Source organism: Scytonema sp. PRP1 (genome assembly GCF_036697665.2).
Classification (GTDB): Bacteria; Cyanobacteriota; Cyanobacteriia; order Cyanobacteriales; family Nostocaceae; genus Kalymmatonema; species Kalymmatonema gypsitolerans.
On sequence record NZ_JBAHYJ020000096.1, the window covers coordinates 106,946 to 129,589 of the forward strand.

Genomic DNA, 22,644 nt, shown 5'->3' on the forward strand with positions numbered 1-22,644 from the left:
CCTGGTTATGACTGAAAAAGTAGCCTGACAAGAACTATGCCAAAATCGAGCCATTCGTCTGGCGGACTAACGTCCGCCAGATGAATGGCTTCAGCTTTAGTCTGGTTTAACTTTCCTTGACAACTCATGAATGAAGCATGACCAACAAACTGAATTCCCACTTCATTAAATTGAGCTTTAAGTTCTCTAGAGCGAGCCTGAATTCCCTGAGAATACTCTCTAAGCATCCTAGATTTCGCCCTAATTTCAGCACCTTGCTTTCTCAGTTCCGTAGTCTTAGTTTTTAACGCATCAAAATTAGTGGATATGCAATTGTTTGGCTCAGTTGACGAAGGTTTCATAGAATGTGAGTTGTGTATCTGCTCCAACTCTGAAGGTTTGACAGGTGAATTATAGATAGCGCTTAGGAGTTTTGCTAAAGTTTCACCGACAGGCTTTTTACTTACCGAAATTTCTTTAACTAATTGTTTAGCCTGATCAAGCGTTACCCACGGTGAATGAAGCGCAGCACACAAGTCCTCATTTGTATAACGCAACTCTTGCTTTATCTCTTCGAGTTCTAACTGCTTGTAGTACAATAGTTGCTTGAGAGTTTCTATTTGCTCGCACAAAAGCTCTACTCTATCCTCAATTTCCGGTCTTTCACCAGAGTCAAGGTCAATTGAATCTGTAAGAAGATTATCTTTATCAAAATTGGTATTTTCTGGGACTTGCTCAAGTCCCTGACCAACTTGATTGCTTTTGCATATAGACTCTATGTTATTTAATAATAATGAAACCTTGCTTAGAATCGAGTCTGGTTCGCTTTTTTGGGTACGAGGCTCGAAGTTTTCTAAGAATGTTGTCTTGATAGAGTCGTCCAAACTATCCATCTATTACGCTCGTGCAATCTTCTCAACTTGTTTTACTAGAGAGCAAGTAGCAAGTTTTATTATTATTATTATTAAATAATTATGTACAATTGTTGCACTTGCCACAAAGCTCTAGTCTATTGCTTTGCGCTCTCGTTTGTCTGTCCGCTAACGTACTTACTAATACTAACAAATTTTTAATACTAAGCCCAAAGACAGTACTGAGTGCTGATTAGCAAAATTAAAAGGACTCATGGAGAGGTTGGTTCCTGTACTGGACGCACAATTGCGGGTGTTGTTGGTCTATTTTGTTGGAAGATGGCAGCAAGTGCTTGTTCCAAAGTTTCTGCCATGACAATCCGGTTATTGTAGGCAACAATTACCCTAACAAATGTTGGCAGGCTATTTTGTTCAGCTTCTAGATATAGGGGTTCGACATACAGCAGCGATCGCTCAATCGGAATCACTAACAAATTTCCTTGAATTGCTTTTGAACCTTGGCGGTTCCACAGAGAAATTTGCTGTGAAATAACTGGATCTTGGTTAATCAAAGCTTCAATTTGTTCGGTTCCATAAACCAATTGCTGCTTAGGAAACTGATAAAGCAACAACTTGCCGTATTCTTGTCCGTCGGAACGCGCTGCTAACCAAGCAATTAAATTTGCACGTTGTACAGGCTTGAAGGGCAGTAGTAAGATGAACTCTTCTGATTGTGCTTGAGGTAGTTTCATAATCAGGTAGTAAGGTTCTACCTGCTGTTGTTCGCTACCGTAAATTTCGTTGGGGATTTGCCACAAGTCTTCCCGGTTATAGAAAACCTGTGGATCTGTCATATGATATGTTAGTAATCGCTCGGATTGGATGCTGAAAAAATCTTGGGGATACCGGATATGGCTGCGCAGCGCAGCTGGCATTTCGTCCAAGGGTTTTAGTAAGTTGGGGAAAATAGCCCCGAAAGTATGAATAATTGGATCTGTTGGATCAGCAATGTAGAAATTGACACTGCCATTGTAGGCATCGATGACAACTTTTACAGAATTACGAATATAGTTAAATCCATGTTTGCCTGGGTCAGAATATGGATAGCGATCGCTTGTGGTGTAAGCGTCAATCATCCAATACAGATAAGTCTTTTCACCTTTGATATCTGTTCCTCCCCCATCTGCAGCAACGAGGTACGGGTCAGTATCGTAGCGTAAAAAAGGAGCGATCGCCTCCACTCGTTCTTTAATATTGCGACGAAACAGCAACTTGGTTTGTGGCGTAAAATTGCGCGTCAGCAGCATCTGCCAATCTTTAAGATATTGGCCAAATACTAAGCGCCGCCACACAGAACTAATCGAAATCCCACCGCGTCCATCGTAGATGTTATAGGCATTATCATTGCCGCTGGGATAATCCAATTCTTGGGTTTTTGTCCCCGTCATCACATAAGTATTGGTCATTTCCCCGTAGTAAATGCGCGGTTGACCAATGGGAATACTTGAGCGAACTGATTCATTCGATATCTGCAATGAACCCTCGTTACCAGTATCATCAACTCCAATATCTTGGACGTAGTAATAAGGTAATCCACCTGGAGCAACAACATTCACAGGGCTGAGTGTAAAGCCGTACCCGTGAGTATAGATAAGATGTTTGTTTATCCACGTTTGTGCTTGTTGGGGAACGTCACCATAATCTAGTTCCCGCGCTGCAATGATTGTTTGTTGCTTTTCGGTTGTTTGCTCTTGTTTGAGGGTGTAGCGGTCAATGTCAGCGCCAGAAAATTTGTAGTAAGGTCGGATTTGTTGCAACTGGCGATTGCTTTGTAACAAGGGGCGTGTATCCCACAACCGGATATTGCGAATTGTCAGGTCATTTTCTTGCAAATCAGCGGTAGTGAGTTGACCTCGCGGGTCAAAAGTTCTCGCTTCTATGCGGTTTAAATGAAAAGCTTCTCGGGTGAGGGCGATAGTACGTTCAATGTAAGGGCGTTCGCGGGACAGTTCATTTGGTTGCACAACCAAGCGTTGTACGACTGAAGGTAAAATTTCGCCAGAAATCGCCGCTACTAATATGTATAGTCCTAATGCATAAATTATTTGGGGTGGATAGGGAATTGGTTTAAAACTTGTTTTCCTTGCTCTTGACAAAACAATAATTCGCAGTAGCAAGTAAACGGCGATCGCCGCTGCTAAAAGACTCAACCCGGTATATATCGGCAATAGCACATTAATATCGGTGTAGCTAGCACCATAGATGACGCCACCGGTGGAATACAAAAGTCTATAGCGTGCATTCCAATAATGCAGCGCAATACTCAACATGAATAAGCTACTTAAGGCGTTCAAGTGGAGTCGCTGCGGTACAGAAAACCCTGCAAATCTTCCCTCACTCAGACTATTTGCCGAAAGCAGGTAAATTAACGTTACTGCTGCAATGCCAAACAGAAACAGCCCTACTAGCCAAAATGCCACTAATTCCCAAATCGGCAGCGAGAATATATAAAAGCTAATATCTTGCTGAAATAGCGGCTCTGTTTGGTTAAAACTGGTGGCATGGAAATACTGTAAAACTTGATCCCAATGTGCCGACAACAGGAAACCCAGCAGCAAACTAACCAGGAGGGCGATCGCCGTCAAGCAAAATTCATAATTTATTAAAATTGCAACACTCAACACCAGCAGCAAACCCAACTGTACAACTGGGATGGCTATCTGCTGCATTTGCACTTGCTGCAACACCTGTTTTAACCAAGGTGGTAATGACAAGGAAGTGGTTGGCAATTTCATGTCCGGATGCCAAAAATTTAAAGCTTTCTGGCTGTAGTAAATCAGTATCAATCCCACAACAGCACTCAATGCAATCACCACTGGCAAAAGCAAGCGTAATCTTACTGCTGACTTTAATCCTGCTTGGTGTTCATAAATCATATCTGACCTCACCCCGCCTGCGGTACTTCTGTCTACTTGCATAGAAGGGGTGGGAGTGACGTCAACAATAGGGTTCGGCTGAAAAGGCAAACCTAACCCCCCTTCCCTTGAAGAGAAGGGAGGAGTGTTTCTCCCCTTTGCTTTTAGGAGAGGGGGTGGGGGAGAGGTTAACCCAACCGTATTGGGAGTGAGGTGCTTTAGCCGAGAGGCTACAGTCAAATTGCCAAGTAAAAAACCAGCTGACGTGAAGAAGGCGATCGCCCACAATCCTAGCCGCATCACCAACCGTAGCCAAAATTCTCGTAAATATCCTACTTCCTCAAACCACAGTATTTCTACTGCTAGGTGACTGGCTAAATTAAAAAATAGCCACAATCCTAACAGGAGTACAACCAATATATAAATTTTTTTGTTATTTTTTACCATAATTGGTAAAGTGGCGCAGCAAGTACCAGAACACAGCTACATTTACTATAAATACCACTAATTTGAGTATTGTTGTTCCTTTAATTAACTCAAATATTTCTGGTGGAATACTAATTCCAACTAGCCCCAGTACTAATAATTTCGCCCAGGTTTTTTGATACCACAAACCTAGACCTTCAATCGCCGTGACAACTGCATAGATTCCAGCTGCTATTCCGCTCAACTGTAACGTTTGCCTTTTGACATTGATAATCTTTTCTATAACCCATTCAATAATTGCTAACTTGCCTTCTAAAACATAAGATTCAGAAAATTCAATCAAATTATCATAATTTTTCAGAGCTAAAAGTAAAACTACAGATGTAATACCAAGCAGTAAAGCAACAAAAGCTTTGTAAATGATAATTGCAATTAAACCAGGTGGGCGCTTATTGTTTGTGGAATTTTTCTCCATAGTTAAAAGTTCAACTTTCCCTCAAACTTTAGCAAACAACTAAGCATTGCATATTTTACTTTTTCACTTGGTTTATTTTTCCAAAACAGAAATATAAGATTCCCGACTTTTTTAAAAAGCCGGGAATCTGAGCGTTATCTGGTGTCAACTTCATAAGACCTCGTGGGAAGTATGGAAACGAGCGCGTCTATGCCTGCGGCACGCTGCGCGAACAGACCTTCCTAGGAAATACGACTCGTGCGACTTTAGTCGCTTTGTTCATTACCGCCTTGGGGTTACTTGAATCGGTGTACTTTTGTGATGTACTTTCGAGCTTGACAATTACCCTTACGGGTTCGCCATGTACCTCCAAGGAGGGAGACCCTCCTTCAGTACTGGCGAACCATCTCAACTCGTTCACCCCAACGGGAGAGCCAGTTCCCTGCGGAGGGAAACCCTCCTTCAGGACTGGACTCACCTGTACGCATAACGGTTTTGCACTCGATGTGCCTTCCCAAAAGGGAGTAAAGTTAGCCTGGACAATGTTACTGGTCGGCACTTCCATTCATACACTGGCTTAACCCAATAAACCTATTTAATCCTTCGGTTCTAGAGCTACAAACTGACTATGCCTAACGGCACGCTGCGCGAACGCATCTGTAGGTAGGAACTTGAACACTTGCCAATAACGTAGTACACGAGGTACGCGCGTCGGGTCAACTACTGTCCTTGGACTTAGGCTAGAAGCCCAGCGTCTTTAGACCTGGGTTGTTGACGCACAGGATAAGATTAGCTAAACTGCTCCTCTACATCCAGGTTAAACAACTTTTGCAGAGTTTGCATACAGTGGCGTCTTGCCTCAACATCTTGCTGAGCTCGCAATTGCACCATCGGGTCATGTAAAATTTTGTTAACAATACCCCGCGTCAAGGCTTCGATAACTTCTTGATGTTTTTCGGCAAATTCTGAACCCAATCTCGACAAAGCTTTTTCGAGTTCTTGTTCGCGGATAGTTTCGATTTTATTCCGCAAACAGCTAATAGTGGTGACAGTTTCAAGCGATCGCCACCAAAGATCGAAAGCTTCCACCTCCTGTTCTAAAAGTGCTTCTGCTTCCTGGGCGATTTTGCGGCGACTTTCTTGGTTTTGCGCCACCACCGCCTTTAAGTCATCGACATTAAACGCCTGGACGTTTGCTAATGCGTTGACATCAGCATGGACGTTGCGCGGTACGGAAATATCAATTAACGTCAAACGTCGGCTGGGTTCCAAAACCATCTCCAATTTGGCGCGATCCAGAATTGGCTCGGTCGATGACGTACTTGTAAATACTAAATCAGCTTCGGTAATTACTGTAATCATTTCCGAGAGCAAGCAAGTCTTGATTGATGGTTCCGGGAACTGCTTGACCAATTCCTCCGCCCGCGCTAAAGAACGATTTAAGATACAGATTTGGTCAGCGCCTTTAGAAAGTAGGTGTTGTACTAGCAACCGCGACATTTTGCCAGCGCCCAGAATTGCCACCCGACAAGCCGCTAAATTTTCTAATTTCATGTGCGCCAACTCCACAGCAGCAGAACTGATGGAGACTGCACCAGTGCCAATGCTGGTTTCAGTTCGCACCCGCTTACCTGCTGTAATGGCTTGTTTAAATAATCGATTCAAAACTGTTTTTATACCGTTGTATTGCTGTCCCAGTTTATGAGTATTCTTCACCTGAGCCAGAATTTGACCTTCTCCTAGTACCAGGCTATCTAAACCAGCAGCAACACGCATCAAATGCATCACAGCATCTTCATGTAGCAAAACGAACAAGTCTTGCCGGAGAAATGTCACTGGTAACTTACTGTGTTCTGACAGAAATTGAGTCACTTCTCGGATACCCTGTTCGGTTTCGTGGGTAACAACGTAAATTTCCAGGCGGTTACAAGTGCTTAGTATTGCGACTTCTTCAATATGAGGATAGCTAAGCAGGTGGGCGATCGCCCCTTCGGTTTGTGGTTCTGGAATACTCAGCTTTTCCCGGACTTCTACTGGGGCTGTTTTATGGCTTAACCCCACCACTGCTATATTCATTTGCTAAATGGTAATTGCTAATCGGTATTTGGAAAAAGTTAGGAGTTAGGGATATTAGGAGTTAAGAGGAGCCAGTGCGTCGGCGAGCCCAAGACACTTGCAACTGGCGTCTTTGGAGTTAGGAATAAAGCCTTGAGTTGAGAGTGAAGAGTTAGGAAGAATCATAACTGCTGACTTTTTACTCCTGACTTTTTATTCCTGACTCCTCACTCCTGGCTCCTCACTTTCTAGTGCAGCTGCACAATCTTAGGCTCATCAAACATATGAATGGTATCCACAAAACGAGCGGTTTTTGACTGGTTGGAGATAACCAGGCTTTGAGTTCTTGCTCCGCCGTTGAAGAAGCGTACACCTTGCATCAAATTGCCACTGGTGATACCGCAAGCTGCGAACAGAACAGTTTCACCAGATGCCAGTTCATGAGCATCGTAGACCTTATCGGGGTCATTGATATTCATAGACTTCAAGCGATCGACGTTAGCTTGTTTACTTTCCCCAATCAGACCTGTTTTCACTACTTCTGGATCGTAGATCAGTTGCCCTTGGAAGTGTCCACCTAAAGCACGCATTGCTGCTGCGGAAATGACACCTTCAGGAGCAGCACCGATACCCATGAGGGCATGGATATTCGTACCGGCAAAACCACAAGATACCGCTGCGCCCACATCACCATCCGAAATCAGCTGCACTCTCGCTCCGGCTTCGCGAATTTCTTTAATCAACTCGTTGTGGCGTTCGCGCTTCATAACAACTACCACAAGTTCTTCAATAGAGCGGTTTAAACACTCGGAGAGAATCTTGAGGTTTTCGGTTGCTGACTTGTTGATGTCCACCTTGCCCTTGGCTGCTGGAGGTGCTGCTAGCTTCTTCATATAGAAGTCAGGAGCAGCAAATAATCCTCCTTTTTGAGAAATTGCCAAGACAGCCATCGAACCAGGTTGTCCGTATGCTACCAAGTTGGTACCTTCACAGGGGTCAACGGCAATGTCAATTTCGACTAATTCATCTGGGTTACAGAAGTCTTTGGCATCTGGACGCGAGCAAATACCCACTTCTTCCCCAATGTATAGCATGGGAGCGTCATCGCGTTCGCCTTCGCCAATAACGATACGACCCCGCATATAAATTTTATTCATCCGTTCCCGCATGGCTTCTACAGCCACTTGGTCAGCGGTATTTTTTTCACCTTTTCCCATCCAGCGTGCGGATGCGATCGCGGCTTGCTCAACTACCTCAATAATTTCTAACCCAAGTGTATTTTCCACAAATGCCCTCTCAATTGCTTGATTTCGCGTCGTTCCAGAAACCTGTTTCAGTTTTCAAGTCTACCAAAGGGCGGATACCTATGGAAAATAGTATCAACTAGCGACTATGTTAAGTTTTGCTTCTAATGTACCGTGTAGGGGGTCGGGGCGCAGGATGTACGGATGAATTAGGGACTACACCACACCCTTAAATTTCTATAGCTCCCAAAGCTTTCAGCGTCGCAATCATCGCTTGAGTTCAACCTGTAACACCAGTAATGCTCATCCCCTGGTAGAGTCCGTCAATTATCAAAGTTTTGTCACAACGACCTGTACTAACATCCCAAATTTTGGGCGTCTCATCTTGGGTTGATTGGTTGGTCCTGGTCGTTAGTCGTAGAGCCCTTCTTCAGAAGTGCATGATTTTTGCTTGTATTCCCTATTGATAACTAAAAGCTACCAAAATTTTCTCGGAATTTTCTAGACAACTTTACGAATTTACTTGAATTTCGTTGTATCTACTATCGCTAAATGATTTTATGAACCTAAAAGTGAAAGCCTTTAAAGTGAGCAGCGCCTCGCTGCTGATTGTGGCTGTACTTACTCTATTTTTTTATTTTATACCAAATTACCGTCAAAGGAGTGTCTAAACTACTGCTGCAACACCAAACCCTAAAAACTATTTATAAGGTAGAACCATTTTGACTAAGGGAGAGAGATTAATATGTCACTTGAGATATCGATAGCATTATTTTCATATCTGTTGGGTGTCATTGTCCAATGGCTTGGATTTAGAGAAAAATTAAGAGAGTTCGACGAATATATAAATTTTCCAATAGTTTGGGCAGCAAAAGTAGTCACAATGGTTGGTTGCTTTCTAAAGGCTTTGACATGGCCTTACAGCCTAATTTTAGATAATGAACTTATGTAGTGAAAAATCAAAAACCGTATTAATATCTAGTCCAACCTTTGAAGATATAGCAGTCCGTGCAGGATTTGTGAACAACAAGATTCACAAGATTCCCGACTTCTTTAAGAAGTCGGGAATCTAAGCATGGGCGATGTTTATAAATCAAATAGGATTGCTATAGCGATTTCAACTAACAAGTTACTCCATTTGTCTGGCTACCAGTTGAGCAAATAACCCCTGTGTGTTAACCAGTTCCACGAAACTACCCACCTGTACCACACGCCCAGCTTCAAGCACATAAATTCGGTCAGCATTGCGAATCGTGCTGAGGCGGTGGGCAATCACTATGCGAGTTGCATTCAACTGATCTAAACTTTCAGTGACGATCGCCTGCGTGCGGTTATCCAAAGAACTGGTTGCCTCATCCATTAAGATTATTTTCGGCTTATTGACAAGCGCCCTCGCAATCAATAATCGCTGTCGCTGTCCTCCAGAAAGATTGCTACCGCCTTCACTGATAACTGTGTGCATCCCCATTGGAAGAAGCGCGATATCTTCAGCAAAACCCGCCATTTGCGCCGCCTCCAAAGCTTGCTCGTGAGACACCAACGCTCCAGCGGTGATATTCTCAAAAATTGAGCCAGTGCTAATTCGACCATTTTGCAGCACCACTCCCAGCTGCCTTCGTACAGCTTCCAGATTCAGTTGTGCCAAGTCAAAGCGGTCATAGTAAACTGTTCCTGACTCTGGAGCCTCAAACCCCAACAACAACCTCAATATTGTTGACTTCCCACTTCCCGAAGGTCCCACTATCGCGACAAATTCGCCTGGTTCTGCATGGAGACTAACATCATTGAGAATTGGCAACCCATCGTCATGATAGCGAAAGGTAACATGGTCTAAGGCGACTCGACCCATCAAGGAACCGGGGTTTGCTTTGGTAGGGTGATACTCCGGTTCTGCATGCAAAATCGGCTTTGCCCGCTCCCACAAAGGCACAATTGCCAAAATGTCAGTCAAAGTATTACTGAGGTCGCTCACCCCACCAATAAAAATGCCCAATGCAGCATTAAAAGCCAAAAACGTACCCACCGTCAGCCCGCCTGTCTCTTGCATCGCAATAGACTCAGTCGCAAACCAAAACAACAGCGCCGAAGTGACTAGGGATAGTACCTCGTTAAATACAGAAACATTGTCTCTAATCAGTTGGAAACTAGCCTTGAGCCTGGAACGCTTGCTGTACTGCTCCGCCCAAGCCGCAAACGCCCGTTCTTCGGCACGCGCCACCCGCAGCTTGGCTACGCCGTTAATGAGTTGTACCGTTAGCCCATTAATCTCGCCATCTAGTTCTTGCTGCTGTCGCAACTTACGTATTACCAGTAAGCTAGCAACAGTAGTGACAACAGTTGTTAGCAGGGCTATACCCACCCCCACTAAAGCGAGTTGCCAACTGTAAACAAACATCAGCACCAAGTTCAGTAGAGCAAACAGTCCGCTCAATAAGGTGCGTTGCGTTCCTCCCGACAGTTTTTGACGAATCTGGTTCACTGACAAGGTGCGGTTTACCAAGTCGCCAGAAGAATACTCGCGAAAAAATGCAGGACTTAATCTCAGCAGTCGGTCCCAAATCGCAGGCTGCAACGCGCCCGAAGCAGCGTTTTCCACCCGCAGCGAAATAATCCCTTGGGACATGGCAAATGCTGTCTTTCCCACAAGAAGTGCAAATAGCAAGAACCCTATTTGCCATAACAAGCTCTTATCGCTATCTGGAATCGCATTATCTACCAAAAGCGCTGTTGCTTGGGGCACCACCATTCCTAGCACCGAGCCAACAATTCCAGCTACTAACACGAGAAAAATGTCTTTTTGATAACCCTTAATGCCAAACTGAAACAACGCAATGACATTTTTGACAACTTTGGGTAACGGTCGATAAAACTGGTATGCTTGCGGTGCTAGCGTTGCTGCTACTGCCTGATTGACAATTGTGCGACTTTGTGATTCTGGGTCAAATAAAACATAACGCCTGCCTGCTGGCAATACAGCCACCGGACGGTTTTCTTCTTGGTTATAAGCCAACAGGGGACCATACTCATGAAGCCACCAGCCATCCTCTAGTACTACGCGACGGCTGCGAATCTGCGAAGAGCGAGCAATAGCCTCTACTGGATCTTTAACTCGACTAACGTCGTCTGACTGCGCTGGCGGACTAATCGTTATCCCCATTGCTCGTCCTACTGCTCCCGCCGCCACCAGCAACGGCGTTCCTTGTTGAAAAAATGCAGTTTCTTGCTGCGGTTGCAACACAGCAGCTAACTTAGAAAGCGCAGAGTCTACTACCTGACGATTGAGTTGTTCTCGTTGTTGAAATTGGCGAAAGGCTGTCTCTGTTTCCTGCTGTTGGAGCTTCTTTAAATAGTCGAAGAATTCAGAATGTAAATCAGTCAAAATGCTTGGCAGTTGGGCAGCATTTTCTGACTTTATTAATGATAAGTAGCGCTCAAAATTTGCCGGTGTGCGTTCCGTCCTGAATATCTCATTTAAATGATTTACCCAACCTTCTAATAGGGCTATTGCACTGGCTTCTCCCGCCGCTACTTGTACCGCTAAATCAGTTATTGAAATTTGAGATAATTCTGTTGCCTCGATTGCTACCGCCACTAGACTCAACGATTTTTGATTATCGACTGCTGCACCAAACAACGCCTCAAGAGCGCCTACGCTGAACAGATAACGGCGATTGGGTAAAGCCCCGCCCTCTGGCATTTCCTTGACTTTTGTCGTAAATAATGCTGTTTTACCAGTTTGAACGATCCACACCTTTTCTGGGTCATCTAGTAGTAAAGGTTCATTTGCTTTAAGACGATACAGAACTTCCATATTTCTATTACAAAAGCAGTGGGCGATGGTGGAGCGTCTAATTATCCATAGTGACCCTGATATAGCAATCCTAAATCATTGGTGAACAACAAGATTCCCGACTTCTTGCGCGAAGTAGGGAATTATACGGCTTTTGATTTTGACAAATCAAATTGGATTGCTATACATATTTACCACTACCGTTAAAAAAGTGTCACCCGGCAAGTCTTTTTGATAACCTTATAACCAGTATCTGTAGGGTGGGCATTGCCTACCCTACGTGTATTTCTAGCACTAGGATTGCCTTGTTCCCAGTCTGAGACTGGGAATACCATTGACAGGCTCTGCCTGCTTTACTTGCGTTACTAGCCGCCCCAACCGCATTTCCAGCTTTGACCACCCTTCGGGTATGGCTGGCCTGCGGTCTCCTGGGGAAAAGCAGGAAAAGCGAGACCGTGAGTTAAAGTTAAAGCTGTACTCAATTCAAGGTGTGCATGAATACTGGATTTTTGACCGCGAAAGGCAAAAGGTGGAAATTTATCGTCGGGAAAAGGCTGTTTTGAAACTAGTTGCAACTTTGTATAAGGATGATAATTTAACCAGTCCTCTTTTGCCAGGGTTTAGTTGTGCTGTTGAGCGTTTGTTTGGGTGAGAATATAGTATTTCTAAAGTGCTATAGCAATCCGGTTTTATTTTTGAAAAAATCTAAGTATCTTTCGGGTGGGGACACCCATCCCACAAGAAAATTTGGGAGATTTTTTTAATTGGAAGTTCCTAAGCGCGAATCTCACTTGCATACAATACAATACACGCAGCCCCTACAAACAATCTAAACCGAACCTACTTGTAATCATCCTTCAGTGCGGAGCAAGTTAACATATTTCCCCCCTGAGTGCCATAACTCCTCATGCGTACCCCGCTGCACCACCTTCCCCTGCTCCAGTACAATAATTTCATCGCAATCTCGAATCGTACTGAGTCGGTGCGCTACCACAATACAAGAGCAACCGCGCCGCCGCAAATTCCTATCAATCATCAATTCTGTTTGAGCATCCAGCGCAGAAGTCGCCTCATCCAACACCAACACCGCCGGATTTCTCACCAAAGCGCGAGCAATTTCTAAACGCTGACGCTGTCCGCCACTGATGTTCATTCCCCCTTCAATCAGCTTCGCATCATATCCCCCAGGCAGAGATTCAATCAAATCGTGAATAACTGCATCAGAGCAAGCCCGTACTAAATCAGCTTGTGATACTGTCGAATCCCATAGGGTAAGATTTTCCCGAACTGTCCCAGCAAATAGAAAAATATCCTGTTCTACCATTGCCAAAGAATTCGCCAAAACAGAACGAGGAATCTGGGTTCTAGGTACGCCATCAAAGTAAATTTCTCCCTTCCAAGGTTCGTAAAGACCGCAAATAAGTTTAGCAATTGTAGACTTACCAGAACCACTCCCCCCCACAATCGCCACTCGTTGTCCCGGCTCCAAAATTAAGCTAAAGTTCTCAATCAAAGCGTTGTCCACACGACTGTAGCCAAAAGTTATATTCCGCAACTCAACATAACCCTGCAAGCGGAAGGGGTGTGGGGTGTAGGGTGTAGGGTGTAGGGGGGATGAGGGGGATGAGGAGGATGAGGAGGATGAGGAGGATACTTCTAATTTTGACTTTTGACCCCTTCGGGGTTCGCCAGTCGCCTGCGGAGGGAAACCCTCCTGCAGCGCTGGCTCACTTTTGACTTTTGAATTGACTTGTCCCCCTGCTCCCCGTAAGGCTTCTGCATCGACAGAGTTTTGCAGTACGTCATCTAAGCGGTTTAAGTCAGCCTCTAAATCTTGCAACAAACTGCCGAAATTAACTAGACTGTTGACAGGCTGTAGGAAACTGGCGGTTAAGCTCTGGTAGGCAACCAGCATCCCAATACTGAGGCTGCCATTCATTACCCGAAAGCCGCCGACAACCAAGATAGAAGCCGTGGTTAGTGCTGTTAAAAGCGTGGGTATTATTGTCAGAATTTGAGTTTGTAAAGCCAATTCCTGCTGGGCGTTGAGTGCTTTGGCATAATAGCCCGCGAATTTTGCAAATGAGTCGGACTCAAGCCCGGAAGCTTTGATTGTTTCTATAGTTTGAATACCGGCGATCGCCACTCCATTGACCTTACCGTATTCTTGTGCCAGCTTCATGTTGGCATCCACACGAGTCCGCGATAACCACTGGAGGGCGAAAAAGTTGATAGCAGCAAAACCAACAGCTACGCTTGTCAGTACAGCGTCATACTGGAGCATAATGAGAAAGTAAAAGACCATCATCACCGCGTCGATGACCGTGGTAGCAAGCCGACCTGAAAGGACATCCGCAACTTTGTCGTTAAGTTGCACCCGGCTGCTAATTTCACCTGCGAAGCGTTGAGCATAAAACCCAACTGGCAAACGTAGTATATGCCAGAGAAACTGTCCCGACATCGTCACCGACAACTTAACCATTAGCTTCCGCAGGTAGGTAAGCCGCAACCACGCCAGAAAGCTCCTCGCCACGGCGGTGAGAACCATTCCTAACACCAGTGGTCGTATCCAGTCAGAGCGCTCAGAGACGAGAATTTCATCAACAAACACTTGGGTAAAACCTGGCACCGCCAACCGAGGGACTGTCAGTAAAAGCCCTGCTACGAGACAGTACAGAATAGTACTGCGCGAGTTTTGCAAGCGCAGAGCTAATGCCGAGACAATGTTACTTTTTTTGCCACCCCTTTGAAAGTCTGGTCCTGGCTCCATAACCAAGGTGACGCCGGTGTAAGCACGGTCAAACTCTTGGAGGGAAACTGTCCGGCGTCCTGTGGCGGGGTCGTTGAGGTAGACGCGGTTTTCTCCAAAACCTTCCACCACCAGAAAATGGTTGAAATTCCAAAAGACAATGTAGGGAGGAGCAAGGGTGTTGAGGTTTTCTAGGGACTTTTTCAAACCTTTGGCGTTTAAGCCATAGTTCCTCGCTGCTTTAACTATATTAAAGGCGTTACTTCCATCTCGCGAAACGCCACACTCACGCCGCAGTTCCGCCAAAGGGACAATGCGCGAGTAATAGCCTAGAACGATTCCTAGGGCTGCAGCACCACATTCAGTCGCTTCGATTTGCAGCAGCGTGGGCGTGCGGACGCGAGGAGTTTGTCGTGGCTGTAGAATACTCCTTATAAAAGCAAGTGGCTTAACCTTGAAAAACATTAAATCTACCTTAAGAAGTCAAAGATTGCGACGAGCACCACTGGTATTGGGAATGCAAAAACCTTTCTGAATTCTTGCTTCTTGCAACAAAATACACAAGCCTGTCGATTTTACGGCTGGAAAGCTGGCAAGAAACAAAATTAACCAGCAGCCCAACATTGAATACTACTGGGTGTCGTAACAGGCATAGCTTGAACTATTTCAGGTAAATTGATTCAGAACACCGATCGCACAAACCTAAGGTACGGCTTATGTCTTGTAAATATTTTGACGAAAAAGAATCTCAAATGTCTAGTTTTCGAGACTCATAAAGCTGGCATAGTTCTTTACAGGCATCTGCTCAATAAGGCTTTTGGTGGTGCTGACGCCTGATTCTTCAGTCTACAAGAAAATTTTTCAGTATTAGACAAACAAATATACCATACTATAGATATATGCCTAATGATATAGAGTTAAAAAAAATACCACAAAAAAAATTAAAAATTTCAAAAAATCAGGAAACACTTAAAGCATTTTTGGTATTTTATTTCTCCCATTGATTTAAGCCTCTCTAAAACAAAGATACGTAAGTATCTCAAAACCCTTTCTACAAGATAGTTACCAGAGAGTGAGGATTGATAAAACTGTCTATAAGAAATTTTTATAAGTGCTATTTTAAAGTTTACTTGAAAAAATAATACATACTACCATGGGTAGATATGTAAATATACGGCAATCTTTTACAAAGTTAAGTGTAATCACTCAACCAAAAGAGAGAGACAAAATGGTTAAGAATGAAGCCGTAACCAAAGCTACTCTGGAAGCCAAGGAATGGGAAGGAGAACTGGATGATGCAGATTTAACAGCTGTGTCTGGCGGCGAAGGCTATGTTACACAATATTTCGAGAATCTGGGAGAGGCAGCTAGTACATACTTTACAGATCTAGGTAACCGTTTCGCCGACGCAGCGAAGAAGGCATTTGGCTAATCCATATTCAATTAGAGCTTAATTGAACGCACAACCTCGATTTGCTTTGGTTAATTTTTGTACCACCTCTAGTACTTCGAGCGTTCCAATACTCCAAACTAGTGGAGTAAGTATGAAATACAGGGTAAGCATTTATATCTTTTGTCAACCATAATTTTTTGTGCAGCTAGCAAGTCTTAATTACCCTGTAAGACTTGCTAGCTGCTCATCGCTTTTTAGGGTTTATTCCATTTGTCTTGCTAGTATAGGATTCCTCCGCAGATTTTTGAAATACACGTAGGGTGGGCAATGCCCACTATATCTAGGTTATATAGCAGGGGACGCTTGGACGCTTGGACGCTTGGACTGGGTGAAAAGCCTTTTTGTGTCTAGGTTTTATCATCTGTTGATGTCCTAACCACCTTGGCTGTTGCTATATCTGGCTTTTGGTGAGCATTGCCCACCCGAAAAATACTTGCTAGCTCCCCCACTCTCGAACAAAGACGAGACGCTATTGTTGAGGATGCTTTTACAGTTAATACAGTAGCGCTAGTACTAAAATTCTCCATACAGATATAAAAGACTTTGATTCTTCTCCTTGTATGCTTGCAAGGAGATTTTTATATAAGTATTAGATAAATAAATATACCATACTATAGATATATGTCTAAATACGTACAGTAAAAAAAAATACTAAAAAATAAATCAAAATTTTCAAAAAATCAGGAAATACTTAAAGCACTTTTGGTATCTTACTTCTCCCATCAATTTTATCCTCTATAAAATACAAATACGCGAGTATCTCAAAACCCTTTATACAAGGTAATTACCAGAGAGTAAGGATTAGTAAAATAAATTATAAATTTTTCTTATAAGTAATATTTGCGTTGTTGTTGCAACAATAAACACATATGTCTAAAGGTATATATACAAAGGTATGGTTAAGTTTTATAACAGTAAGTGTAATCACTGAACAAAAAGAGAGAAACAAAATGATTAAGAATGAAGCCGTAACCAAAGCTACTCTAGAAACAAAGGAATGGGAAGGAGAATTGGATGATGCAGAATTGACAACCGTGTCTGGTGGTTTACTTGGAGATTTACCAATTGTCGGTGGCGTCGTTACAACAGTAGTTGATACAGCATCGCAGTTACCAGTTGTTGGTACCGTTGTTGAAACTGCTACTGGTCTACTAGGGTGATAAACCCATTCGTATAATGGTGTAGTTTCTAAAGCTACAGCTATCAGTTAACCGCTCGATAAAGTTGTCTAAGGCTGATTTATTTTAATTAGACCTTAATTGGCTTTGACAAAATTTTGTAACATCTCTGGTACTTCAAGCGTTCCAATGCCCAAAAATGCTTGGATAAGTATCAAACAACAGGGAAAGCATTTATACCGTTAATCTACTATAATTTTTCGTGCAGCTAGCAAGTCTTAATTACCCTATAAGACTTGCTAGCTGCTCATCGCTTTTTAGGGTTTATTCCATTTGTCTTGCTACTAGTTGAGCAAATAGCCCCGAGAGTGTTAACCAGTTCCACGAAACTACTACAGCGGGCGCGGAAATAAAGCTACCCAACGGGAGAACCAGTCGCTGTGAGTTCGGGAAACCCTCCTGCATAGCGCTGGTTCACCATTCCAAATCAACGAAAAGCTTATGATGTAAGCTTTTTGACTTTTGAATCCGTGACTTTTGACGAACGCGCAGCGGCACTACCCACTTGCACTAGGGACTTCCAAATAAAAAAATATCCCAAATTTTCTTGTGGGATGGGTGTCCCCACCCGTCTCAATATTCAGGGCGGGCAGGATGGCCACCCCACAAGATGGATAATTTATTTCTTGGAAATGCCTTAATATGTGCAATAGCATTAACCACCAAATTAATAAATACCAGTCCAAGAGCGAAATATTGGAATAATGTAAGAGATAGGTGCCACTTCTCCAACTTTGACCCTGACTTGCGTTGTCGTACCAGATGATAAGTTGAGTGCTGGTCCATTTGAAGAAGACCATTTGTATCCACTGACAGTATTTGGGTCTTTTTGCAGTTGTACCTGGACTTGCACACGAGCTGCGCTACTATTAGCAAGGCTTCTTGCTAAGTCTTCGTTGCCGACTTGCGCTGTAATATCACCAGTTGTCACAGGAAAGGGAGAAACGTTCGTGACGACTCCAACAATTCCACCAAAGCGATCGCGCTTGACAACGCTGGGTGTCACCTGTACAGTCATACCAGGTTTTATTTGCTTACCATCCTTATCAGCAAAGTAAACAAGACTTTGGAGTTTAGCATTAGAATATTCAGCTTCAATAGTCCCAATACGCGTGCCAACGCTGATAACTTGACCAGGGAGGACGCCAACTTCTAAGATGCGACCATCAAATTTGCTCGTAATTTGGCTTGATTGAGTTAGTTGCAGTCTTAACTGCGCAATCTTGCTTTTCACTTCCTGAATTTGATTTAATTTATTAATTGACTTTTCTAAATCTTGTTGAAGCAGTTTAGTTTTTTGGGCTTCGATATCTTTAATTTTGGTTTTGATTTCGTCAAGTTTATTAAGATTTTGTAGATAGTCCCGCTCTGCATTAGTTCTTTGAACTTTAATTTCTTGAATATTGTTTTTGATATCGTCAACTTTGTTGAGGTTTTGTAAATATTCGCGATCGCTACTCGTTTTTTGAACTTCAAGGTCTTTAAGCTGTGCCTCAATATCTAACACTTGCGCCTGAGCGTTTAATAATTCCTGCTGAGATTGCAGCAGCGTATCCTGGCTAATAATCTTCTGTTCAAACAAACTACGACGAGTTTCAACTCGTTGTTGCAAAGTTTGCAGCAATGACCTGATTTGTGATGAACGCTCTTGAAGACTTTTGCGTTTTTCTGCTAATGCAGTGAGAGTTTTTTTGTACAAAACTGGCGCAACTTGTTCTCTTGACAAACTTTGCTCAAAGCTTTGTCGTTTTTGCTCTAATGCTTCAAGTGTTTCATTATGCAGTATCGGTGCGACTGACTCTCGACGCAGGGTTTCTTCAAGGTCTTTTTGCTGCTGTTCAAGCGTTCTTAGTTGCAGCGCTATTTGCTGCTTTTGCAGTCTATCAGTGTTTTGGTTCTGCTCTTGCAGCTGAACCAACTTTGCTTTTTCTTGTTGTAGTTGTTGTTTAATATTAGATTGGTCGATTGTAGCGAGTACTTGACCTTGCCTAACGACATCTCCTGCCTTAATATTCAGGGTTAACAATTGACCAGCACTGCGTGCTTGAAATTGCACCACATGACGAGGTCGGATCAACACACCAGAACCTGTAACGGTGAGTGGAATTCGCCCAACTACGCTCCAAACACCAGCCACAGCTATCAAAAAGCCCATAGAAACTAAGGGCACCCAGGCTTGAGGGCTCGTTACCTGCATCAGTCGGTCAAGTTGCTCCGGTGAGGACAGGCTTAAGAGTGCTTCAGTACGAAAGAGTTTCCTTTCTTTATTTTGCATCTTGTCTATTCTTATGAGGACTTACGCAACCATGAGGTTCGATAACCCCGCCACAGGCGTGGGGATGTACGCCCTGCAAGTGCTTTCACAGCTACATCAAGGACATGGCTACTGCAGGCTAGCAGAAGTAACTCACCATTGACATACTCCCCGCCCTACAAGGGACGGGGCTTTAAACCCAATTTTTCGGTAAAAATGTGGTGTAAAACTGGCAGGACTTACGCAAGTGTCACAAGTTTGAGACAGCAAGACAAGCGACCTGCATACATGGCTATAGGCGGACATTTAGTTGTTGATTGAGATAATTTGATAGCAATCCATTCTTAAGTTGATAAATAGTTTGACCAATTTTGTACGCCAACTCTTTAAGTTTCAGCCAGACTGACATAGCACAAGCAATATAAATTTTCTGGTTTTTTTAAGTACTATGAATATTCTATACCAGTTAATTACTTTAACTTTGGTGATATTCCTCTATTTTCCAAAGAATTTCACACAAAATTTGTACAACATCCTTAGAATTTTGAGTCAAATAATGAACTGCACCACAGGCAGAAGTGAGACACGAGTACATTGTGCCTGAGGGGCATCTAAAGAAGGATCGCTCGTGTCGCCCATCCTACAACAAGCTTGAATTAGGCTAGAGACAGAGGAAAACGATTCATAAAATAACATTACTAACATCATGTTGAACTTTCTCAACTCCCTATTAGGACGTCATCTAGAGCAAGTAAAAGCCAATGTTGAAATCTACACCTGGCAAACCTGCCCATATTGCATCCGTGCCAAGATTTTGCTGTGGTGGAAAGGCGTGAAATTCACTGAATACAAAATTGATGGTGACGAAGCAGCTAGAGCGAAGATGGCAGAACGTGCCAATGGACGCCGCACAGTACCGCAAATTTTTATTAACAATCAGCACATTGGTGGATGTGATGACCTGTATGAACTAGATACGCAAGGTCAGTTAGATCCGCTTCTCACCCAATCTGCTATTTAGAAGATTCACAAAGAAAGTCAAAAGTCAAGAGTCAACACTCAAAAATTCTTCTAAAAGGGACTGGGGATTGGGGTAGTGGTATATCAAACGAAAAATTATGTCCGGGGAAATATTGCCCCTCCCCAAGTCGGGGGCATTTTCCCCTTCAACAGTCCCCAGTAACGAGACAGGGAGCGGCATTCCTCCCCCACCAACGAGTACGTATGGTGGGAGACTCCGTGGTCTCACCAGTTGACTTTCTCCCCACCTCCCCTTGTCCTGTTTTTAGGACTAAGAAAATGCTAGTTGAGTACTCACAATATCTTATACATCGGCAATGGATGAGTCGCGCCTTAGACTTAGCACAAATTGCGGGTGATGCGGATGAAGTCCCCGTAGGCGCTGTTATTGTTGATTCGTCCGGAAGTTTGATTGCAGAAGGTGAAAACAGGAAACAACGTGACAATGACCCTACAGCTCACGCGGAAATTATTGCTATCAGAGCAGCGGCTCAAAGGTTAAAAACTTGGCGTCTTAACCAATGCACCCTTTACGTTACTCTGGAACCTTGCCCAATGTGTGCAGGTGCTATTGTACAAGCGCGTATAGGACTTTTAGTTTACGGGGTAGACGATGCCAAAACTGGTGCAATTCGTACCGTCGCCAATATCCCCGATAGTGCTGCTTCCAATCACCGCCTGGGTGTTATCGGTGGGATTTTAGAGTCCGCCTGTCGTCAGCAATTACAAGCTTGGTTTACTCATCGGCGACATATTTCTAACTAACGGACAGAGATAAAACTGTCCAGTTGGTGCTACAAAAGTCAAGGAAGAAAATCTACGGTGTATTTAACAGAGTTTTGAATGTATTCAACCCAACAGCCACCAGCCACCGTCATGATTGAGTTTAACTCTTCCTTTGATACTTCCTGTGACAATCCTGCTACTACGCCAGAAAATGCTAAGGTGGCTCATATTACTACCTCTGAGATTTCTCCTTGGTTAGGTCATTTAGCGTATTTCTTGGGGGGTCACTTTGTTCTACCGTTTTTCTTTGGGCGGATTAAAGTCAGTGGACAAGAAAACCTCCCCAAAACTGGTCCTGTTATCCTTGCTCCCACCCATCGGGCGCGTTGGGATTCGTTGCTCTTACCGTACGCAACTGGTCGCTGCGTGACTGGACGAGACTTGCGATTCATGGTTACGATCACTGAGTGCCAAGGGTTGCAAGGCTGGTTTGTCCGACGCTTAGGGGGGTTTTCTGTAGATCCTCAACAGCCCTCAATCACGACTCTCCGTCATAGTGTAGAATTACTTAAAAATGGAGAAATGTTGGTTATTTACCCAGAGGGTGGCATTTTTCGTGATGGTAAAGTTCACCCTTTAAAGCCAGGAATTGCTCGTCTGGCTTTGAGTACTGAGTCTAGTCATCCAGGATTAGGTATAAAGGTTATACCTATCAGCATCAATTACAGCCAACCGTTACCTACATGGGGTACGGATGTGAGTATTCAGATTGGTTCCCCAATACAAGTTGTAGATTACGCTAGAGGCACCATGAAACAAAATGCCAAACGTCTCACTGGTGATTTGGCAATAGCTCTCAAAAAATTAAGCCATCACGAATCAGAAGTTACTACTCACGCATTTGCAGAAATTGCTAATAGTTAGTAATTATACAATTTCACTTAAGGTTTGCACTTTAGGAGAGCACCTGGTGCAGGCGAACAACGGCAAGCGCAAGGGAGAATTATTTGTAGCTGTGATGAGCATGAATCAGTATAAGTTGTTTGCGTTCTTACTACAGCGACCTAAGGTACAGCTTTGTAACAACACCTGCTGATTGTTAAGGGCAATGAATGAAATTTGTAAATCCCCAAAAAACTTACGATGAAGGTACAAGTGACCTGAATTTCTTGGATGAGGCTAGAGTCAGCTATTGGGAGTACGCTTTTTATCCTCTGTCTGTCATTATCAGGAATTGCTTGTTTTGAATCATTTCGTCCCCCAGTTGTTCCTAAGGATCTGCTACGGCTTTGCGTAACTGTTGCGCTGCGATCGCCCCTAGGAGATGCATTCACCTTTTTGTAACCAAATCACTGCAAATGACCGCTTAGTTGCCACCGTTATGGTTGAGATACCATTGCTGGATATACGGCGGACTACGGGATTTATAATCCATTTCTTGCACGACAATCTTAGGGTTGGCAACTAAAACCTCTTTGAGTCGTATCAAACAGTTGGCAATTTTAAACAATTTTCTATCGCTTTCTAAAAACGAACTCTTCACCACAGCG

Annotated in this window: 16 protein-coding genes and 1 pseudogene; 6 read left to right on the forward strand and 11 right to left on the reverse strand. The window is 43.6% G+C overall.

Annotated features, from left to right (window positions below; all coding sequences use genetic code 11):
• Positions 1–5: 5 nt before the first annotated feature.
• The 7 genes from V5G28_RS25445 to V5G28_RS25475 all read right to left on the reverse strand — a co-directional run bounded on the left by V5G28_RS25445 (position 6) and on the right by V5G28_RS25475 (position 11,735).
• On the reverse strand, positions 6–872 hold the full coding sequence (locus tag V5G28_RS25445; protein WP_332995739.1) for a hypothetical protein: 867 nt from the start codon (positions 870–872) through the stop codon (positions 6–8).
• 230 nt (positions 873–1,102) lie between these two features.
• Positions 1,103–4,192 carry a UPF0182 family protein gene (locus tag V5G28_RS25450; RefSeq protein ID WP_332995741.1) on the reverse strand — a complete coding sequence of 1,030 codons (3,090 nt, stop codon included), beginning with the start codon at positions 4,190–4,192 and terminating at the stop codon, positions 1,103–1,105.
• Complete coding sequence (locus V5G28_RS25455; RefSeq protein WP_332995743.1) at positions 4,179–4,646, reverse strand: DUF2127 domain-containing protein; 468 nt, start codon at positions 4,644–4,646, stop codon at positions 4,179–4,181. Before V5G28_RS25455 ends, V5G28_RS25450 begins: the two co-directional genes overlap by 14 nt.
• Positions 4,647–4,833: 187 nt before the next feature.
• Entirely contained in the window at positions 4,834–5,190 is a 357-nt protein-coding gene (locus V5G28_RS25460; RefSeq protein ID WP_336231337.1) for a hypothetical protein, read from the reverse strand.
• A 224-nt stretch (positions 5,191–5,414) separates the two neighbouring features.
• Positions 5,415–6,701 (reverse strand): glutamyl-tRNA reductase, encoded by a 1,287-nt coding sequence (locus tag V5G28_RS25465; protein WP_332995747.1) that lies wholly within the window; start codon positions 6,699–6,701, stop codon positions 5,415–5,417.
• A 227-nt stretch (positions 6,702–6,928) separates the two neighbouring features.
• Positions 6,929–7,966 (reverse strand): class II fructose-bisphosphatase, encoded by a 1,038-nt coding sequence (gene glpX / locus V5G28_RS25470; protein WP_332995749.1) that lies wholly within the window; start codon positions 7,964–7,966, stop codon positions 6,929–6,931.
• Positions 7,967–9,053: 1,087 nt separating this feature from the next.
• Positions 9,054–11,735, reverse strand: coding sequence for an NHLP bacteriocin export ABC transporter permease/ATPase subunit (locus tag V5G28_RS25475; protein WP_332995753.1), 2,682 nt, complete (start codon positions 11,733–11,735; stop codon positions 9,054–9,056).
• A gap of 400 nt (positions 11,736–12,135) precedes the next feature.
• Here V5G28_RS25475 and V5G28_RS25480 point away from each other — a divergent pair.
• Positions 12,136–12,366 (forward strand): annotated as a pseudogene (locus tag V5G28_RS25480) (Uma2 family endonuclease); the annotation flags it as partial.
• 198 nt (positions 12,367–12,564) lie between these two features.
• Here V5G28_RS25480 and V5G28_RS25485 read toward each other — a convergent pair.
• A complete protein-coding gene (locus V5G28_RS25485; protein ID WP_332995755.1) occupies positions 12,565–14,928 on the reverse strand; it encodes an NHLP family bacteriocin export ABC transporter peptidase/permease/ATPase subunit in 2,364 nt (787 codons plus the stop codon).
• A 763-nt stretch (positions 14,929–15,691) separates the two neighbouring features.
• Here V5G28_RS25485 and V5G28_RS25490 point away from each other — a divergent pair.
• The gene (locus tag V5G28_RS25490; protein ID WP_332995758.1) at positions 15,692–15,895 is read left to right on the forward strand and encodes a hypothetical protein; all 204 of its coding nucleotides are present in this window, start codon (positions 15,692–15,694) and stop codon (positions 15,893–15,895) included.
• A gap of 971 nt (positions 15,896–16,866) precedes the next feature.
• Positions 16,867–17,076, forward strand: coding sequence for a hypothetical protein (locus V5G28_RS25495; protein WP_332995760.1), 210 nt, complete (start codon positions 16,867–16,869; stop codon positions 17,074–17,076).
• Positions 17,077–17,761: 685 nt separating this feature from the next.
• Here the strand turns inward: V5G28_RS25495 and V5G28_RS25500 are convergent.
• Together V5G28_RS25500 and V5G28_RS25505 are read right to left on the reverse strand one after the other, a co-directional pair.
• Positions 17,762–19,369 carry an NHLP bacteriocin system secretion protein gene (locus tag V5G28_RS25500; protein ID WP_332995762.1) on the reverse strand — a complete coding sequence of 536 codons (1,608 nt, stop codon included), beginning with the start codon at positions 19,367–19,369 and terminating at the stop codon, positions 17,762–17,764.
• 528 nt (positions 19,370–19,897) lie between these two features.
• Positions 19,898–20,056 (reverse strand): hypothetical protein, encoded by a 159-nt coding sequence (locus V5G28_RS25505; protein WP_332995764.1) that lies wholly within the window; start codon positions 20,054–20,056, stop codon positions 19,898–19,900.
• On the opposite strand from V5G28_RS25505, the gene grxC reads away from it, so the two are divergent.
• The 3 genes from grxC (at position 20,055) to V5G28_RS25520 (ending at position 22,018) form a co-directional block, all read left to right on the forward strand.
• Positions 20,055–20,369 carry a glutaredoxin 3 gene (gene grxC / locus V5G28_RS25510; protein ID WP_332995766.1) on the forward strand — a complete coding sequence of 105 codons (315 nt, stop codon included), beginning with the start codon at positions 20,055–20,057 and terminating at the stop codon, positions 20,367–20,369. The genes V5G28_RS25505 and grxC overlap by 2 nt on opposite strands.
• Positions 20,370–20,647: 278 nt before the next feature.
• Positions 20,648–21,133: a tRNA adenosine(34) deaminase TadA gene (tadA, locus tag V5G28_RS25515; RefSeq protein WP_332995769.1), complete on the forward strand. Its 486-nt coding sequence runs from the start codon at positions 20,648–20,650 to the stop codon at positions 21,131–21,133.
• Between the two features lie 78 nt (positions 21,134–21,211).
• Positions 21,212–22,018 carry a lysophospholipid acyltransferase family protein gene (locus V5G28_RS25520; RefSeq protein ID WP_332995771.1) on the forward strand — a complete coding sequence of 269 codons (807 nt, stop codon included), beginning with the start codon at positions 21,212–21,214 and terminating at the stop codon, positions 22,016–22,018.
• Between the two features lie 442 nt (positions 22,019–22,460).
• On the opposite strand, the gene V5G28_RS25525 is transcribed toward V5G28_RS25520, so the two are convergent.
• On the reverse strand, positions 22,461–22,637 hold the full coding sequence (locus V5G28_RS25525; RefSeq protein ID WP_336231338.1) for a hypothetical protein: 177 nt from the start codon (positions 22,635–22,637) through the stop codon (positions 22,461–22,463).
• Positions 22,638–22,644: the final 7 nt, after the last annotated feature.

Bases quoted from the DNA above. Each gene is read 5' to 3' on its own strand.
- V5G28_RS25445 (WP_332995739.1), bottom strand. From the start codon at position 872: ATGGATAGTTTGGACGACTCTATCAAGACAACATTCTTAGAAAACTTC.
- V5G28_RS25450 (WP_332995741.1), bottom strand. From the start codon at position 4,192: ATGGTAAAAAATAACAAAAAAATTTATATATTGGTTGTACTCCTGTTA.
- V5G28_RS25455 (WP_332995743.1), bottom strand. From the start codon at position 4,646: ATGGAGAAAAATTCCACAAACAATAAGCGCCCACCTGGTTTAATTGCA.
- V5G28_RS25460 (WP_336231337.1), bottom strand. From the start codon at position 5,190: ATGGAAGTGCCGACCAGTAACATTGTCCAGGCTAACTTTACTCCCTTT.
- V5G28_RS25465 (WP_332995747.1), bottom strand. From the start codon at position 6,701: ATGAATATAGCAGTGGTGGGGTTAAGCCATAAAACAGCCCCAGTAGAA.
- V5G28_RS25475 (WP_332995753.1), bottom strand. From the start codon at position 11,735: ATGGAAGTTCTGTATCGTCTTAAAGCAAATGAACCTTTACTACTAGAT.
- V5G28_RS25485 (WP_332995755.1), bottom strand. From the start codon at position 14,928: ATGTTTTTCAAGGTTAAGCCACTTGCTTTTATAAGGAGTATTCTACAG.
- V5G28_RS25490 (WP_332995758.1), top strand. From the start codon at position 15,692: ATGGTTAAGAATGAAGCCGTAACCAAAGCTACTCTGGAAGCCAAGGAA.
- V5G28_RS25495 (WP_332995760.1), top strand. From the start codon at position 16,867: ATGATTAAGAATGAAGCCGTAACCAAAGCTACTCTAGAAACAAAGGAA.
- V5G28_RS25500 (WP_332995762.1), bottom strand. From the start codon at position 19,369: ATGCAAAATAAAGAAAGGAAACTCTTTCGTACTGAAGCACTCTTAAGC.
- grxC (WP_332995766.1), top strand. From the start codon at position 20,055: ATGTTGAACTTTCTCAACTCCCTATTAGGACGTCATCTAGAGCAAGTA.
- V5G28_RS25505 (WP_332995764.1), bottom strand. From the start codon at position 20,056: ATGATGTTAGTAATGTTATTTTATGAATCGTTTTCCTCTGTCTCTAGC.
- tadA (WP_332995769.1), top strand. From the start codon at position 20,648: ATGCTAGTTGAGTACTCACAATATCTTATACATCGGCAATGGATGAGT.
- V5G28_RS25520 (WP_332995771.1), top strand. From the start codon at position 21,212: ATGTATTCAACCCAACAGCCACCAGCCACCGTCATGATTGAGTTTAAC.